This is a genomic window from Roseibium suaedae (assembly GCF_900142725.1).
Taxonomy (GTDB): Bacteria; Pseudomonadota; Alphaproteobacteria; order Rhizobiales; family Stappiaceae; genus Roseibium; species Roseibium suaedae.
On the sequence record NZ_FRBW01000001.1, the window covers coordinates 1,258,666 to 1,273,953 of the forward strand.

Annotated in this window: 9 protein-coding genes; 6 read left to right on the forward strand and 3 right to left on the reverse strand. The window is 62.1% G+C overall.

Annotated features, from left to right (window positions below; all coding sequences use genetic code 11):
- The first annotated feature begins 116 nt into the window (after positions 1–116).
- From BUA94_RS05710 to BUA94_RS05720, 3 genes are read left to right on the forward strand one after another with little or no spacing between them, the layout of a single operon-like run.
- Positions 117–803: a response regulator transcription factor gene (locus BUA94_RS05710; RefSeq protein WP_073009916.1), complete on the forward strand. Its 687-nt coding sequence runs from the start codon at positions 117–119 to the stop codon at positions 801–803.
- Complete coding sequence (locus BUA94_RS05715; RefSeq protein WP_073009918.1) at positions 787–2,229, forward strand: sensor histidine kinase; 1,443 nt, start codon at positions 787–789, stop codon at positions 2,227–2,229. The genes BUA94_RS05710 and BUA94_RS05715 overlap by 17 nt, the downstream gene beginning before the upstream one ends.
- Positions 2,195–5,176: a bifunctional [glutamine synthetase] adenylyltransferase/[glutamine synthetase]-adenylyl-L-tyrosine phosphorylase gene (locus BUA94_RS05720; protein WP_073009920.1), complete on the forward strand. Its 2,982-nt coding sequence runs from the start codon at positions 2,195–2,197 to the stop codon at positions 5,174–5,176. Before BUA94_RS05715 ends, BUA94_RS05720 begins: the two co-directional genes overlap by 35 nt.
- A gap of 32 nt (positions 5,177–5,208) precedes the next feature.
- On the opposite strand, the gene BUA94_RS05725 is transcribed toward BUA94_RS05720, so the two are convergent.
- From BUA94_RS05725 to BUA94_RS05735, 3 genes are all read right to left on the reverse strand, one after another.
- Entirely contained in the window at positions 5,209–7,572 is a 2,364-nt protein-coding gene (locus BUA94_RS05725; RefSeq protein WP_073009922.1) for an ATP-binding protein, read from the reverse strand.
- Positions 7,573–7,738: 166 nt separating this feature from the next.
- Positions 7,739–10,384, reverse strand: a complete 2,646-nt coding sequence (gene pepN / locus BUA94_RS05730; protein ID WP_073009924.1) for an aminopeptidase N — start codon at positions 10,382–10,384, stop codon at positions 7,739–7,741.
- Between the two features lie 36 nt (positions 10,385–10,420).
- Positions 10,421–11,254 (reverse strand): alpha/beta hydrolase, encoded by an 834-nt coding sequence (locus BUA94_RS05735; protein WP_073009926.1) that lies wholly within the window; start codon positions 11,252–11,254, stop codon positions 10,421–10,423.
- Between the two features lie 197 nt (positions 11,255–11,451).
- Here BUA94_RS05735 and BUA94_RS05740 point away from each other — a divergent pair, with 197 nt between their 5' ends.
- The 3 genes from BUA94_RS05740 to BUA94_RS05750 all read left to right on the forward strand — a co-directional run bounded on the left by BUA94_RS05740 (position 11,452) and on the right by BUA94_RS05750 (position 15,224).
- Positions 11,452–11,943: a class I SAM-dependent methyltransferase gene (locus BUA94_RS05740; protein ID WP_073009928.1), complete on the forward strand. Its 492-nt coding sequence runs from the start codon at positions 11,452–11,454 to the stop codon at positions 11,941–11,943.
- A gap of 30 nt (positions 11,944–11,973) precedes the next feature.
- Positions 11,974–13,155, forward strand: coding sequence for a CaiB/BaiF CoA transferase family protein (locus tag BUA94_RS05745; RefSeq protein WP_073009930.1), 1,182 nt, complete (start codon positions 11,974–11,976; stop codon positions 13,153–13,155).
- A 185-nt stretch (positions 13,156–13,340) separates the two neighbouring features.
- The gene (locus BUA94_RS05750; RefSeq protein ID WP_208979976.1) at positions 13,341–15,224 is read left to right on the forward strand and encodes an adenylate/guanylate cyclase domain-containing protein; all 1,884 of its coding nucleotides are present in this window, start codon (positions 13,341–13,343) and stop codon (positions 15,222–15,224) included.
- The last annotated feature ends 64 nt before the right edge of the window (positions 15,225–15,288 follow it).

Here is a 15,288-nt window from a genome sequence, read left to right on the forward strand (position 1 = left end):
CCTCCCGGCCTGCCGTGACGTCTGGCGGCGGAACCTCCCCGGTTCCGCCGCCAGCGATCTTTCAACCCTCGAAGTCGGTTCTTCTTCTCGGCCTTCTTCTTCTGTAAAAGGAGTTCATGTTGCGGATTCTCATTATCGAAGACGACGCCGAGGCTTCGGCCTATCTGGCAAAAGGGCTCAAGGAGCTGGGGCATCTGGCCGATCAGGCCGCCGATGGCGACACGGGCCTGCATATGGCCCAGTCGGCTTCCTACGATGTTCTGATCGTCGACCGGATGCTGCCCAAGCGCGATGGCCTGTCGGTGATCGAAGCCTTGCGCAAGGCCGGGGATCAGACCCCTGTGCTGATCCTGTCTGCTCTCGGCCAGGTCGATGACCGGGTCATGGGGCTGAAGGCCGGCGGGGACGACTATCTGCCCAAGCCCTATGCCTTCACCGAGCTTTTAGCCCGTATCGAAGCGCTTGCCCGCCGTCCGAAGGCGGGCGGCGAGGTGGTGACTTCCTACCGGGTCGGTGATCTCGAGCTGGACCGGTTGACCCACACCTGCCGGCGCGGGGATCAGGACATTCCGCTGCAGCCGCGCGAGTTCCGTCTTCTGGAGTATCTGATGCAGCATGCCGGTCAGGTCGTGACCCGGACCATGCTTCTGGAGAATGTCTGGGAATATCACTTCGACCCGCAGACCAATGTGATCGACGTGCATATCTCCCGGCTGCGGTCGAAGATCGACAAGGACTTCGACAAGCCGTTGCTGCACACCATCCGCGGCGCGGGGTACACGGTCCGTGACACGTCTGACTAGGATCCTGCGCACGACGGCCTTCAAGCTGGCGCTGCTCTATATCGCGGTCTTTACCGGCCTCTCCGGTTTTCTGCTGCTCTATATCTCGCAATCCACCCGCCAGCTGATGGACACGCAGGTGAGCCAGACGGTGGATGCGGAAATTTCCGGGCTGGTCGAGGAATATGTGCGCGGGGGAATCCGGGCGGTTGCGGAAAGCATCGACCGGCGGTCCCGGCGGCCGGATGCCAGCCTCTATCTGCTGATGGATTTTTCCGGCAACACCATCGTCGGCAACATTTCGCGTCTGCCGACCGTCGTGCTGGATGAGACCGATGGCGGCTTGCGGCGCATGCGCTATTCCCGCGTGGATGCGACCGGGGAGGTGGAGCGGGAGGCCCTGGTGCGGATCTTTGATCTGCGCGGCGGCTTCCGCCTGCTGGTCGGCCGCGATCTCGGTGAACAGTCCCGCTTCTCGACCATCCTTGCCGGAGCGCTCCGGCTCTGGCTTGCCGCAGTGATCATCATGGCGGCCGCAACGTGGTTCTTCGTCAGCCGCCGGGTGATGAAGCGGATCGATGCCATTGCCGCAACCAGCCAGACCATCATGCATGGCAACCTGTCGGGCCGTCTGCCTGTCGCCGGAAATGGCGATGAATTCGACCGTCTTGCAACCAATCTCAACGAGATGCTGGAGCGGATCGAGCTCTTGATGCAGGGCATGAAGGATGTGACCGACAACATCGCCCATGACCTCAAGACGCCGCTGACGCGCCTGCGCACCCGGGTGGAGAACGCCCTGCGGGAAGCCAAAACCACCGAGGACTACCGGGAAGCCTTGCTTTCGACCATCGAGGAATCCGAGCAGCTGATCCGGATCTTCGACGCGCTGCTCAGGATTGCCAGAGTAGAGGCCATGGCGCCGGATGCGGACATGCCCGAGACGGATATCGCACGGCTGGCTGCAGAAATGGCGGACCTTTACGGCCCGGTTCTGGAAGACGAGGACGGGGAACTCGTCACGATCCTGCCCGATCAGCCGATCATGGCGCTGTGCAACCGGGATCTGGTTGCGCAAGGGCTGGTTAACCTGATCGAGAACAGCCTGAAATATGGCCGCCCGGCCGAAGGTCCGCTGGTGATCACGGTCAGGGCCGGGACGGAGAACGGCCGGGCAGTCCTCTCCGTCGCCGACAATGGTCTGGGGATTGCGGAAGAGGACAGGGACAGGGTTTCCGGGCGGTTCGTGCGTCTGGATGCAAGCCGGACGAGACCGGGCTATGGACTTGGTCTCAGCCTTGTGAAAGCAATTGCCCGGTTGCATGGGGGGAATCTGGTCCTGAAGGACGCGGCCCCCGGACTGATGGCCTGTTTTGATCTGAAGCGGGCGGAAACGAGTGGGGGGAATACAGATGACGGACAAGCCAGCGACCGCAAGCCCGGCTGAAAACGGCAAGGGTTGCCTGCTGGACCGTTTGTCGGTCTGCCCGAAGCCGGTTGATGAGGGCCGGGGACAGCTCTTCCTCAAGGACGCAACAGAGGCTGCAGAGGGCGCAGAGCTCAAGGCGCTCATGGTGAAGGAGCCGCGCCTTGAACCGTTTCTGACGGGCTTTCTGAGTAACAGCGCCTATCTGCGCGATCTGGCTGTGCGTGACGTGAAGCGCCTTGTCGGTGCTCTGGCGGCTGTGCCCGAAGAGCGGATTGCCGGCCTGATTTCGTCTGCCCGGACTGCCCGTGCTGCAGATGAAGCCGGTATCATGCGGGACTTGCGCGTGCTGAAGCAGGACCTTGCCCTGACGCTCGGCCTTGGGGACATCGCCGGTGCCCTGACGCTGGATCAGGTGACTGGCGCGCTGGCGGATTTCGCCGATGCCGCGCTGACCGCCACCGTGCGCTTCTGCCTTGCCGATCTGGCGGCCAAGGGCAAGTTCGAGCCACAGGATCCCGAGCAGCCGGAAGTGGGGTCCGGTCTCATTCTCCTGGCCATGGGCAAGCATGGCGCCCGTGAGTTGAACTACTCCTCCGATATCGACCTGATCGTTCTCTACGATGGCGAGAAGGCTCCGATGTCGGCGAAGGCGGAGGCGCCGGTCGAGTTCGTCCGGCTGACCCGCCGCATGGTCAAGATCATGCAGGACCGCACGGCGGACGGTTATGTGTTCCGCACGGATCTGCGTCTGCGTCCCGATCCGGGCGCAACGCCGCTTGCCATGTCCGTGTCCGGAGCCTTGTCCTATTACGAGGCGCTTGGCCAGAATTGGGAGCGGGCGGCCTTGATCAAGGCACGCCCTTGCGCGGGCGACATCCCGGCAGGCGAAGCCTTCCTGAAAGAAATCGTGCCCTTCATCTGGCGCAAGTATCTGGACTTCGCGGCCATTGCCGATGTGCAATCGATCAAGCGCCAGATTCACATGCACAAGGGCCACGCGAAGATCGCGGTTGCGGGCCACAATGTGAAACTCGGCCGGGGTGGCATTCGCGAGGTCGAGTTCTTCGTCCAGACCCAGCAACTGATTGCGGGCGGGCGGAACCCGGCCCTGCGCGGGCGGCGCACCCTGGATATGCTGGATGGCTTGCTTGACGCTGGCTGGATCGCGGTCGATGCCCGCGACGAGCTCAACGAAGCCTATGTCTTCCTTCGGGCGGTCGAACACCGGATCCAGATGCTCAATGACGAGCAGACCCAGCTTCTGCCCAAGGAGGAGGAGGGGCTCTGCCGCGTCGCCTATCTGATGGGCTTTGACAGCCTTGAGGCCTTTGAAGACGCCTTTCTCTGCCGCCTGAAGCGGGTGCAGAAACATTATGCCGGTCTCTTCGAGGATGAGCCGGAGCTGGCGTCTGAACTGGGAAATCTGGTCTTCACCGGCGATGATCATGATCCGGATACGCTGGAGACCCTGTCGCGACTTGGCTACAAGCAGCCCTCGGATGCGGCCAATATCATCAAGTCCTGGCACTTCGGCCGGTACGCTGCGACCCGGTCGACCAAGGCGCGGGAGCGCCTGACCGAGTTGCATCCAGTGCTGTTGTCGGCATTGGCGGCGACCGATAACGCGGATGCGGCGCTACGAAGCTTCGACAGTTTCCTCGCCAAGTTGCCTGCCGGGGTTCAGCTCTTCTCTCTGCTGCGCTCTAATCCGGAACTGCTCAATCTGCTGGCGACGGTGATGGGGGCTGCGCCCCGCATGGCCGAGACCGTGTCCCGCCGCATCCATGTTCTGGATTCCGTGCTGGATCCGGCTTTCTTCGGCGCCATGCCGAGCGCGGCGGAATTCCGGACCGGTCTTGACCGGACCCTGGCTCAGGCGCGCTTTTATGAGGAAGCACTGGACCGGGCGCGGATCTTTGCCCAGGAGCAACAGTTCCTGATCGGCCTGCGTCTCATCTCCGACACGCTGAGCGCCGACCGGGTGGGCCATGCGCTGGCGCGTCTGGCGGAAGTGGTGGTCGAGCGGCTTCTGCCCTGGGTGGAGGCGCATGTGGCCGAAAGTCATGGCCGGGTCGAGGGGGGCGAATATGCGCTGCTCGCCATGGGCAAGCTTGGTGGCCGGGAAATGACAGCGGCCTCGGATCTGGATCTGATCCTGCTTTACGATGCGCCGGAAGACGCCCAGCAGTCGGATGGCAAGCGGCCCTTGTCCGTTGCCCAGTATTACGCCCGCCTGACCCAGCGGCTGGTGACGGCGCTGTCTGCGCCGACTGCAGAGGGGGCTCTATACGAGGTCGACTTCCGTCTGCGTCCTTCCGGCAATGCCGGACCTCTGGCGACGAACCTTGCTGGGTTCATCGACTATCAGAAAAAGGAAGCCTGGACCTGGGAGCATATGGCACTCACCCGGGCCCGTGTGATCGCCTCCTCTTCGGAAGGCTTTTCGCAGACCATTCAATCCCACCTGTGCGAGACACTTTCCGCGCTGCGCGAGCGGCCGAAGCTGGCCGATGACGTGCGCAGCATGCGGGCCCGGATCGAGAAGGAAAAGGGCACAAAGGACGTCTGGGACCTGAAGCAGGTGGCTGGCGGCCTGGTGGACATCGAGTTCCTCGCCCAGTTCCTGCAGCTTGTTCATGCCAGCCAGACGACGGATGTTCTGGCGCAGGGAACGGAAGGGGCGCTGATCAATCTGCGCGATGCGGGCGTTCTGGATCCGGGCATTGCGGATCAGCTGCTCCATGCGCTGCGGCTCTATCACAGGCTGACGCAAGTTCTGCGCATGGCGGTGCCGGGCAAGTTCAAGGCTGCTGATGCGCCGCGCGGCGTGATCGATCTGCTGTTGCATGCCGCCGGCAGCCCGGAATTCTCAAGGCTGGAAGCGGAACTGGCTGAAATTCAGGCGGGTGTTAGGGAGCAGTTCGAGGCGATCGTCGGCAAGGTGGAAGTGGCCGAGCAGGCCTAAGCCGTTTCTACGGAAACGAAACTGAAGATGGCTCAGGCGTTCTGAGCCATCTCCTTGTCATCCTTGCCCTTCGGCAGCAGGAAGCTGACCGTGGTACCCTGACCGACTTCCGAGCTGATGATCAGCTTGCTGCCATGCAGTTCCACCAGGGAGCGGGCGATGGCGAGGCCGAGGCCGGAGCCCTTGTGGCTCTTGGTGAACTGGTTTTCCACCTGAATGAAGGGCTTGGCCAGCCGCTCGATGTCGGCTGCGGCGATGCCGATGCCGGTGTCGGTGATGTCGAAGCGGACCATGTCCTGTTCCGGGCGGGCCTTGAGCCGGACCTCGCCGCCGTCCGGCGTGAACTTCACGGCGTTGGCGAGGAGGTTGAGGAGAACCTGCTTCAGGGCGCGGCGGTCGGCCATGGCGGGCAGATCTTCCGGTTCCACGTCGCACAGCACAGAGATGCGCTTTTCCGCGGCTGCTGCCGAGATGATCCGGGTTGCGTCGCGGGCGGCATCTCCTGCATCGACGGACTCGGTTTCGATGGTCAGGCGGCCAGCCTCGATCTTCGACATGTCGAGGATGTCGTTGATGACGTTGAGCAGGTAAGTGCCGGAGGAATGGATGTCCTTGCAATATTCGGCGTAGCGATCGCTGCCGACAGGGCCGAACATTTCCTGGGTCATGATGTCGGAGAAGCCGATGATCGCGTTCAGCGGCGTGCGCAGCTCATGAGAAATGTTGGCGAGAAATTCGGACTTGGCGGTGTTGGCTTCTTCCGCCTTGGTCTTTTCCTGGCTGTATTTCTCGGCCAGTTCCACCAGCTGCTGAGCCTGCATTTCCAGTGTCTGGCGGGACTTGCGCAGGTCGGAAATGGTCTGGCGCAGCCGCTTCTCGCTGTCCATCAGCTTTTCTTCATGCTGCTTCAGCGCGGTAATGTCGGTGCCGACAGACACGAAACCGCCGTCCTTGGTGCGCCGTTCGGAGATCTGTAGCCAGCGTCCGTCTTCCAGCTGGGCTTCATAGGCATCATTCGCGCCACCGCCGCTGATCTTCACCGGACGGGACGTGATCTGCGAGTTGGAGGCTGCGGTCATGACGTCCTGATAGGGCGTGCCCGGCTTGATGACCCGGCCCGGCAGGTTGTGTAGAGCCTGATAGTTGGAATTGCAGATGACCAGCTCGTTACGGGCATTCCACAGAACGAAGGCTTCCGAAATGGTCTCGATCGCGTCGCGAAGGCGCAGGTCTGCCGTGCGGCTTTGCTCGGCCAGCTCGTGCTGTTCGGTCACGTCGATGCAGATGCCGATCAAGTGCGGCTCCGAGCGGCCCGGCTCCAGCTGGATTTCGCCGCGGGCGCGCAGCCAGACCCAGTTGCCATCGGCGTGGCGCATGCGGAATGTCTTGTCGACCGTCTTCTCGCCAGTGGTCAGAAGGTTTTCCGCCAGCTGAAACAGGTCCACGTCTTCCGGATGGGTGATCTCGGTCACTTCGGAGAAGGAGAGGATGTCATCCTGAGGCGTGCGGCCCAGTAGCTCATAAAGCGAGGAAGACCAGAACATCCGGCCCCGGGCCAGATCCCAGTCGAACAGTCCGCAGCGCCCATGGGTGAGGGCGGCGTCGATCCGGCCGCGGGTGGCCGCATACATCTCGTCTGCCTGCTCGGCGCGGGTGGCCTGGGCGAAGAAGGCGTAGATCAGCACCAGCATCACCGAGGCTGTGCCGACGAAGAGGGTCACGTTGGCCGAAACATCCGTGCGCCAGTTGCCGAAGATATCGGCTTCCGGCTGCAGGACGGCAACCATGCCCAGCGGGCCATCAAGGTGATGGACGGTGGCGTAGACGTCTTCCTTGCTGCCCATGTTGTCGAGCTCGACCGGCAGAGGCAGAACACCGGCGCGGGCGCCAAAGATGGTCAGCGGTTGGGACGGGCCGAGGATCAGGTTGATCGGCATGCCTTCCATGTTCGGCCGCAGCGGTGCGCTGGCGACGACCATGCCGTCCTTGTCGGCCAGAAGGATGACCCGGCCGTTGCTGGTGGCACCGGCAGGAAGGTTGTCGGCAAGCACGCGCTGCAGGGCGGTGCGGTAGCCTTCTTCCGGCAGGTTGGCCTCTTCACCGCTGAGACGGGAAGCCAGAACCGTGGCGGTCAGCGTGATTTCGTTGCGGGCCTGCTGCTCGATGTCCTGATGGTCGTAGCTGAGCTCAAGCACGCGGTAGGCGGCGAGCGCTGCGATGAAAAAGAGGCTCAGGGCAGGGATGATCCGGCGCATCAGCGGCTCGGATCTCAACAGGCGCGAATAGGTCGGCTGTGCCAGCAGACGGAGGTGGCCTGAGAGGGATTTGCCTGAGTTCGATCCTGGAATTCGGGCAAAGCGTCGCAAGGACGCGCTGCCAGCAGATGCCCGCGCCATCGGTAACTTTCCCGACTTTTTGGTGTACTTGAAGGTGGGCGTTCTGCCCGCCGAATCACCTTCATTTGAATCCAAGGTCGGGTATTTGTAAAGGCCTCAAAAGAACAAAATGGTTAACGCCGGAAGGTGAATCCACTTCCGGCGTTAACAGGTTCAGTTGCGTGCTTTATTGCAAGCAGCGATCGACAATGTCCCGGCAGTCCCGAGACAGTTTTTCCATGGCAGAAATACGTAAAAGTGCCTTTTCTGCATGCTTGCTTCTTTCGCCCTCAAGAGAGCGCCAAGATCTGAAGCAAGTCAGAAGCCTTGCTGCGACTTGCGGGTTTCTTGGGTCGAGCGTCATCACGCAGTCGGCAATGAAGGCGAATCCCTCGCCATCCTTGCGGGCAAACTGAACATGGTTGCCGGTCGCAAAGGCCTGGATCAGGGAACGCATCCGGTTGGGGTTCGTCATGTCGAACAGGGGATGGGCGGTGAGGGCTTTCACCCGCTCCAGACCATCCTTCGCCGGTGTTGTGGCCTGAACCGTGAACCACTTGTCCATGGCCAGCGAATTGTCCGAATGGCGGCTGCGGAAGTCGGCCAGCGCCTGCTCTGCCCTGGGCAGATTGCGATGGACCAGAAGCGTGAGCGCTCCGATCCGGTCGGTCATGTTGTTGGCCTGCTGGAAGGCATGCCAGACCTTGTCCGGTGCCGCCGGCGTTCCAGCGTCCGCGAAATAGCCGAGGGCTTGGGCTGCCAGGGCACGCTTTCCGGCGGAAGCGGCGTCCGGGCTGAAGGTGCCTTCCTGCGGTGCGTCGGCAAGCAGGGCATGGAAAGCGGCAAGATGAGCGGCTCCAATGGCGCTGCGGAAGGCCATCCGGGCGGCGTGGATGGCGTCCGGATCCACGTTCTTGCCGATCTCGCGGGCAATGTCCGCTTCTCCCGGAAGATCGAGTGCCAGAGCCTTGAAGGCCGGATCTAGGCCTTGGTCGGAGAGGATCGTGCCGAAGATTTCCACCAGCCGGTCGTCGACCTCCAGAGATCCCTTCTTGTGTGCCTCATGGGTGAGCCGGATGAGTTCCTGCGTTGCCAGGGTCTGTACCGCCTGCCAGCGGTTGAAGGGATCGCTGTCGTGGCGGGCAAGAAAGGTGAGGTCCGCAAGGTTCTGGTGGGCTTCCAGCCGCACGGGCGCTGAAAAGCCACGCAGAAGCGACAGGACGGGACGGTGTTCGAGTCCGTGGAACGTTACCTTCTGGCTTGCCTTGGTCAGAAGCAGCACATCGCCCCGGACTTCTGCGCCCGTAATGCGGCTGGCCGTGACGTCAGCGCCGTCCTGTCCGATCAGCCCGAAGCGGATCGGGATCACCGCCGGCTGGCTGGTCGCCTGGCCGGGCAGGGGAGCAATCGACTGGGTGATGTCGAGGGTCAGCTCCTGGGCGGTCGCATCAAACTGGCTCTTGACCGTGACCAGCGGTGTTCCTGCCTGCTCGTACCAGCGGGCGAACTGGCCAAGGTCCGTGGAGGTTGCCTCGGAAAAACAGGCGAGAAACGCCTCGATGGTCGTGGCGTCGCCGTCGTGGCGCTGGAAATAGAGATCCATGCCTTTCCGGAAGCCGTCATCGCCGAGCAGGGTCTTCAGCATGCGGACGACTTCCGCGCCCTTTTCATAGACGGTGGCGGTGTAGAAGTTGTTGATCTCGGTGTATTGGCGCGGGCGCACCGGATGGGCCAGCGGGCCAGCATCCTCCGGGAACTGGTGCGAGCGCAGAAGGCGGACGTCGGAAATGCGCTTCACGGCCCGCGAGCGCATGTCGGACGAAAATTCCTGATCGCGGAACACGGTCAGGCCTTCCTTTAGGCACAGCTGGAACCAGTCGCGGCAAGTGATGCGGTTGCCCGTCCAGTTGTGGAAATATTCGTGGGCAATCACCGCCTCGATATTGGCGTAGTCCTGATCGGTCGCGGTTTCCGGATCGGCCAGAACATACTTGTCATTGAAGATGTTGAGGCCCTTGTTCTCCATCGCGCCCATGTTGAAATCCGACACGGCAACGATGTTGAAGACATCCAGGTCATATTCGCAGCCGAAGACATCCTCGTCCCATTTCATGGATCGTTTCAGGCTGTCCATGGCCCAGTCGCAGCGGTCTTCCTTGCCCGGCTCGACATAAATCTTCAGGTCGACCTTGCGTCCGGAAGAGGTGACGAAGCTGTCCGAAACATGGGCGAGGTTACCGGCAACCATGGCGAACAGGTAGGACGGCTTGGGGTGCGGGTCGTGCCAGATGGCATAGTGACGGTCGGTCCCCGGAATGTCGCCGCTCTCCACCGGATTGCCGTTGCCGAGCAGCACCTGCGTATCCGCCTTGGGGCCTTCGATGCGGGTGGTATAGACCGAGAGAACATCCGGACGGTCGAGGAAATAGGTGATCCGGCGGAACCCTTCGGCCTCGCATTGGGTGCAATAGTTGCCCGAGGAGCGGTACAGCCCGGAGAGCTGGGTGTTGGCTTCCGGATTGACCCAGGTGCGCACCTCCAGAGTGAAGGGCTCTGCCGGCGGAGTGTGGATCACCAGCTCCCGCTCATTGGCGGTGTACGCGCTTTCCTCAAGCCCCTGACCATTCACGGCAAGGCCAGTGAAGGCCGTTTCATCGCCATTCAGCCAGAGCGGAGTTCCGGGCGCCACGCCATCCCGGCGGCGGATGGCAAGGGTTGCCTTCACCTGTGTCGCGGTCGGGGCGAGGTGAATGTCCAGATCGACCGTGTCGATGTGATAGGGCGCTGGCTGATAGTCTTCCAGATGAATGGCGGCGGCAGTGTCGGTGCGCATGGATAGGTCCGGTTGGATGTCGGTCTTTGGTGTTTGTCAGAGAGTGCTGGAAATTCCGGCCAGGCTGGCAACCAGCGTGCTGGACGGATCCGCAAAGGGAAGGATGACGGTAAAATGGTTCGCGCCTTCCAGAATGTCCAGTTCACCGCTCAGGGCAGGTCCTTGCCACAGGCTGGTCAGAAGGCGGCTCTGGCGCAGGTATTCGGAGCTTTCCGCCCCGCCGACGACGGCGATGTAGCGTCCGCTTGAGGGCTTGGGTGCCGAAATCGGCGACGCGGCCCGGGCGCTGGCCTCATCCAGGCCCAGGGCCTTGTTGACGCTGGTCGGAACGAGGGGCGCGAGATCGAAAAGGCCGGAGACAGGCATTGCTGCGGTCACCAGGTCGGAGGGCATCTCGTGCGCGCTCCAGTCCGTCGCCATCAGGGCTGCGGTCAGGTGGCCGCCCGCAGAGTGGCCGAAAACAGAGAGCTTGCGGCCGGTCAGACGGTGGACATGGGCTGCGAGCTGGCGCATTTCGGACGTGATGCCATCCACGGAAATGGTGGGGCAGAGCGAGTAATTGGCGATCACCACGTCAAAACCGCGGGTATTCATGCCCCGGGCCATGTGGGAAAAGAAGCTCTTGTCCAGGGCCTGCCAGTAGCCGCCGTGGATGAAGAGTGCCGTCAGCCGTTGTGCCGGGCTGCCGTCCTGGGCGGGGAAGAAGTCAAAGAGATTGCGGGGAGAGGGGCCATAGACCTGGTCGAGCTTGGCGTCCGGACGGGCCTTGCGGTAGTCATCCGCATCCTTGGCCCATCCTGCGATGAGTTCAGGATGGTCCGGCACCCGTTCCCGGTTGTTGTATTCCGCTTCCAGGTCGATCTCTGCCATGTCGGTCTCCTAAAGGGTGCAAGCCGTGGCTGCACCAGTGACCTTTTGAACCATGCCGCAAGCCGGTTCCGCAAGCGAAGATGGAGCGGGCTGCCAGATCGCGCGGGATCACAAGCAGGTGTCCTGCGGCTTGCTTCCTTTGACCTTGCCGGTGCGGCGGGCTAAGGAGAAGCCACATTTAATCACGGGATTTTCACATGAGTCGCCTCGACAGTTTTATTCGCCGTCTCACCGCCCAGAAGATTCTTCTGGAAGATGTGACCGCCCGCCTCAAGGGTGTCGAAGGCCCTGTTCTCGAACTGGGACTCGGCAATGGCCGCACCTATGATCACATCCGGGAAATCCTTCCGGACCGGGAGATCTATGTGTTCGACCGGGACCTTGCCTGCCACCCGAGCTGCATTCCTGATGCCGAGCACATGATCTTCGGCGAGATCCGCGACACGCTGGCCTATTGCGGTCCGCGCATCAAGGCACCCGCCGCCTTCATCCATTGCGATCTCGGATCCGGTGATCCGACCATGGATCTGGCTACCTCTTCCTGGCTGTCACCGCTGATCGACAAGCATACGGCTGCGGGCGGCTATGTTCTGTCCGGCCTGCCGCTGGAGCTGCCGAATTTCGAAACCCTTCCCAAGCCCGAGGGCATCCGCCCGGGCCGTTATCATCTCTACCGGAAGCAGGGCTGACCGCACGGACGGTCTGCCAAGGAGGAACGCATGGCTGCTCCCCTCGAGGGCGTGAAGGTCGTGGAACTCGCACGGATTCTGGCAGGCCCCTGGATTGGCCAGACCCTGTCAGATCTCGGAGCCGACGTGATCAAGGTTGAGTCTCCGGCCGGTGATGACACGCGCGGCTGGGGGCCTCCCTTTGTCGAGGACGGAGAAGGCAACCGCCTGGACGCGGCCTATTTCCATGCCTGCAACCGGGGCAAGCGGTCCATCGCGGCGGACTTCCGCACGCAGGAGGGACAGGAGATCGTCCGCCGTCTGGTCGCGGATGCGGACGTCCTGATCGAGAATTTCAAGGTTGGCGGGCTCGAGAAATACGGCCTCGACTACGACAGCCTGAAGGCATTGAACCCGCGGTTGATCTATTGCTCCGTCACGGGCTTTGGTCAGGACGGTCCTTATGCGCACCGGGCAGGCTATGACTTCATGATCCAGGGCATGGGCGGTCTGATGGACCTGACCGGCGCGCCTGATGGGGAGCCGCAAAAGGTCGGTGTTGCCGTTGCCGATATTTTCACCGGTCTTTACGGCGTGGTTGGCGTTCTGGCAGCGCTCCGCCGCCGTGACCAGACCGGCAAGGGCGAGCGGGTTGATCTGGCTCTTCTGGATTCGGTCGCTGCGATCCTCGCCAATCAGGCGATGAACTATCTGGTGTCCGGCACGGCTCCGCGCCGCCTCGGCAATGCCCATCCCAATATCGTGCCCTATCAGGTGTTCCCGGCAAGCGATGGCCATTTGATCATCGCGGTCGGTAATGACAGCCAGTTCGTGAAGCTGTGCGAGATTCTCTCCCGCCAGGATCTTCTGGCCAATCCGGACTATGCCACCAACGCCGGACGTGTCGCCCACCGGGAAGAGCTGGTACCGGTCCTTCTTGGAGAAACTGTCCGGTTCACCCGCGACGGGCTTCTGGCAGAGCTGGAGAAAAAGGGCGTTCCGGCAGGGCCGATCAACACGGTCGCGGATGTGTTTTCCGATCCGCAGCTGATTCATCGCCAGATGAAGGTGGATTTGCCGCTGCCTGCGGCGGCCGGCGGGACAATTCCGTCCGTGCGCACGCCGATCAGGTTTTCAGACAGCACGCTGGTTCTGGAGAAGGCCTCGCCCGGGCTTGGTGAACATACCGATGAAATCCTCGCGGAACTCGGGCTCACCAAAGCAAAGGATTGATCTGGCGAGACAATTCGTTACCCTTTTTTGGGGGCGTGACGCAAAGAAACCCAGCATGCGCCTGTGCAGTGCCATAGTTTTGGCTAGGATGCAGGCGCCTGCCAAGGCATATGAAGACGTCCGGCGAAATGTCCGGACATGCATTCGGACATGAAAATGGCCATCCCCTGGGGAAGGACGCAGGCTTGAACAAGGTCGTGGTTCCAAAGCGCAAGCGGCGCCGTCTGAACATGCCGCTAACCCGAATCATTTCCTTCGGCTTCGGTGGCTTTGTCGCGGTCGCGCTGGCGCTTGTCCTTTATCTGTCGGTCAAGGCGAACTTCCGGAACACCTTCTCCCTGCTGAATGACAAGGCGATCCTGATTACCCAGAGCATGGAGCGGGAGCTTCGTGGCCACTTCAGTTCTGTCGAGCAGGCCGTGACCGATCTGAAGCCCTTCTTCGACAATGGCATCATCAGCCTGACCGATACGTCGGCAGCGCTTGGCCAGCTTCAGGTCGCGCTTGCCTCCAATGAGCAGATCACCGTTCTGGTGGTGACCGATCTCAACGGCGACAATTTCGGCGTCTATCGCGCTCCCAACGGCCGTCTGTGGCCGTTCCGCCGACAGATTCCGTCCGGCGGTGAGAAAACCTATGTCCTGCCCAAGCTGACGGCAGAAAGCCCGCCCACCTGGGGGCCGTTGATGCTGAATGACATTGGCCAGTTCGCCAATGTGTCCGTTCCGCTGGTGCGCGGCGGCCAGAAGGTCGGCACGCTGACGGCAGCCAGCTCCCTGAACGAACTGGGTGTTGCCATCCGCAGCATCGAGGAGGGCGATGATGCAACGATCTTCATCATCGCCAACGGGGATGATGTGGTTCTCCATTCGGACATGGAGCAGCTCCAGACCGGCGGGACCCCGAGCCGGACCCTGCCGGCGCCCCGTACCGAGCTTGGCGATCCGGTTCTGGCAGCCCTCAACAAGGGCGAGCAGCTTTCAGGCTTTGAAAAGGCGGCCTCTGCCGGCATCGATGTCTCGCGCATCGAGGTGGGAGAAGATGATTTCATCATGATGCGCGTGGTCGTGCCCGGCTACAGCGATCAGCCCTGGGTCATCGGTCAATATTTCAGGGGCATTACCATTTCCCGCGAAGTCCGCCGCCTGACCGGCTCGGCGATCGTGGGTGTCGGCGCCCTGATCATCGCGGTGCTGATCGCGATCTGGATGGGGCGGCGCGTCGCCATGCCGCTGAAGAACCTCGCAATCCAGTCACGCAAGGTGGGAAGTCTGGCGCTTGATAATGTCGAGCCGCTGCCGCGCAGCCGCGTGGCTGAGCTGGATCAGGTGGCGCTCGCCTTCAATTCGATGGTGGAAGGCCTCAAGGCCATGAACACCTATGTGCCGCGCTCGCTGTTTTCAAAGCTCATGCGGCTGGGTGGCGAAAAGGCAGCCTACGCCAAGGAAGCCGAGCTGACGGTGGTCTTCACGGATATTGTCGGCTTCACCGCCCTGTCCGAAGGCATGACCGCCAGCGAAACCTCCCGTCACCTCAACGAGCACTTCTCGATCCTGGTGGCTGCGGTGGAAGCGGAAGGCGGCACCGTCGACAAGTTTATCGGCGATGGCATGCTGGCCTTCTGGGGAGCACCGGATGCCCGGCCGGACCATGCCGCCGCCGCCGTGCGCAGTGCAAGACGCATCGCAAGAGCCCTGCATGCCGCCAATCTTGTGGCCGCAACCCGTGGCTCGCCCGTCATTCACCTGCGGATCGGCATCCACACCGGCCCGGCTGTGGTGGGCAATGTCGGAGCGCTCGACCGGTGGAACTACACGGTTGTCGGCGACACGGTGAACGTGACGGAGCGTCTTCAGTCCCTCGGCCGGGATCTGGGGATCGGCGAGGAAGTTGTGATCCTTGCCAGCGCGGATACGGTCTCCCAGCTCCATGGGGAAACCTGCGAGCAGGCGGCGGGCGATTTCGCCCTGCGCGGCCGGGCAGGGGCCCTTCAGGTCTGGAAACTTGATCCTTTCGCAAAGCCCGAATCTGCCGATTACAGTGTTCCCGCCATCACCGCTGCGGAATAACTGCAGCTTTATGACAGATCACTGTTTGTGATCTGGATCACACTTGATTCATTTCCTCCCTACC

Excerpts from the sequence above, each read along its gene's own strand:
- BUA94_RS05710 (WP_073009916.1), top strand. The coding sequence starts at position 117 with ATGTTGCGGATTCTCATTATCGAAGACGACGCCGAGGCTTCGGCCTAT.
- BUA94_RS05720 (WP_073009920.1), top strand. The coding sequence starts at position 2,195 with ATGACGGACAAGCCAGCGACCGCAAGCCCGGCTGAAAACGGCAAGGGT.
- BUA94_RS05725 (WP_073009922.1), bottom strand. The coding sequence starts at position 7,572 with ATGGCGCGGGCATCTGCTGGCAGCGCGTCCTTGCGACGCTTTGCCCGA.
- pepN (WP_073009924.1), bottom strand. The coding sequence starts at position 10,384 with ATGCGCACCGACACTGCCGCCGCCATTCATCTGGAAGACTATCAGCCA.
- BUA94_RS05735 (WP_073009926.1), bottom strand. The coding sequence starts at position 11,254 with ATGGCAGAGATCGACCTGGAAGCGGAATACAACAACCGGGAACGGGTG.
- BUA94_RS05740 (WP_073009928.1), top strand. The coding sequence starts at position 11,452 with ATGAGTCGCCTCGACAGTTTTATTCGCCGTCTCACCGCCCAGAAGATT.
- BUA94_RS05745 (WP_073009930.1), top strand. The coding sequence starts at position 11,974 with ATGGCTGCTCCCCTCGAGGGCGTGAAGGTCGTGGAACTCGCACGGATT.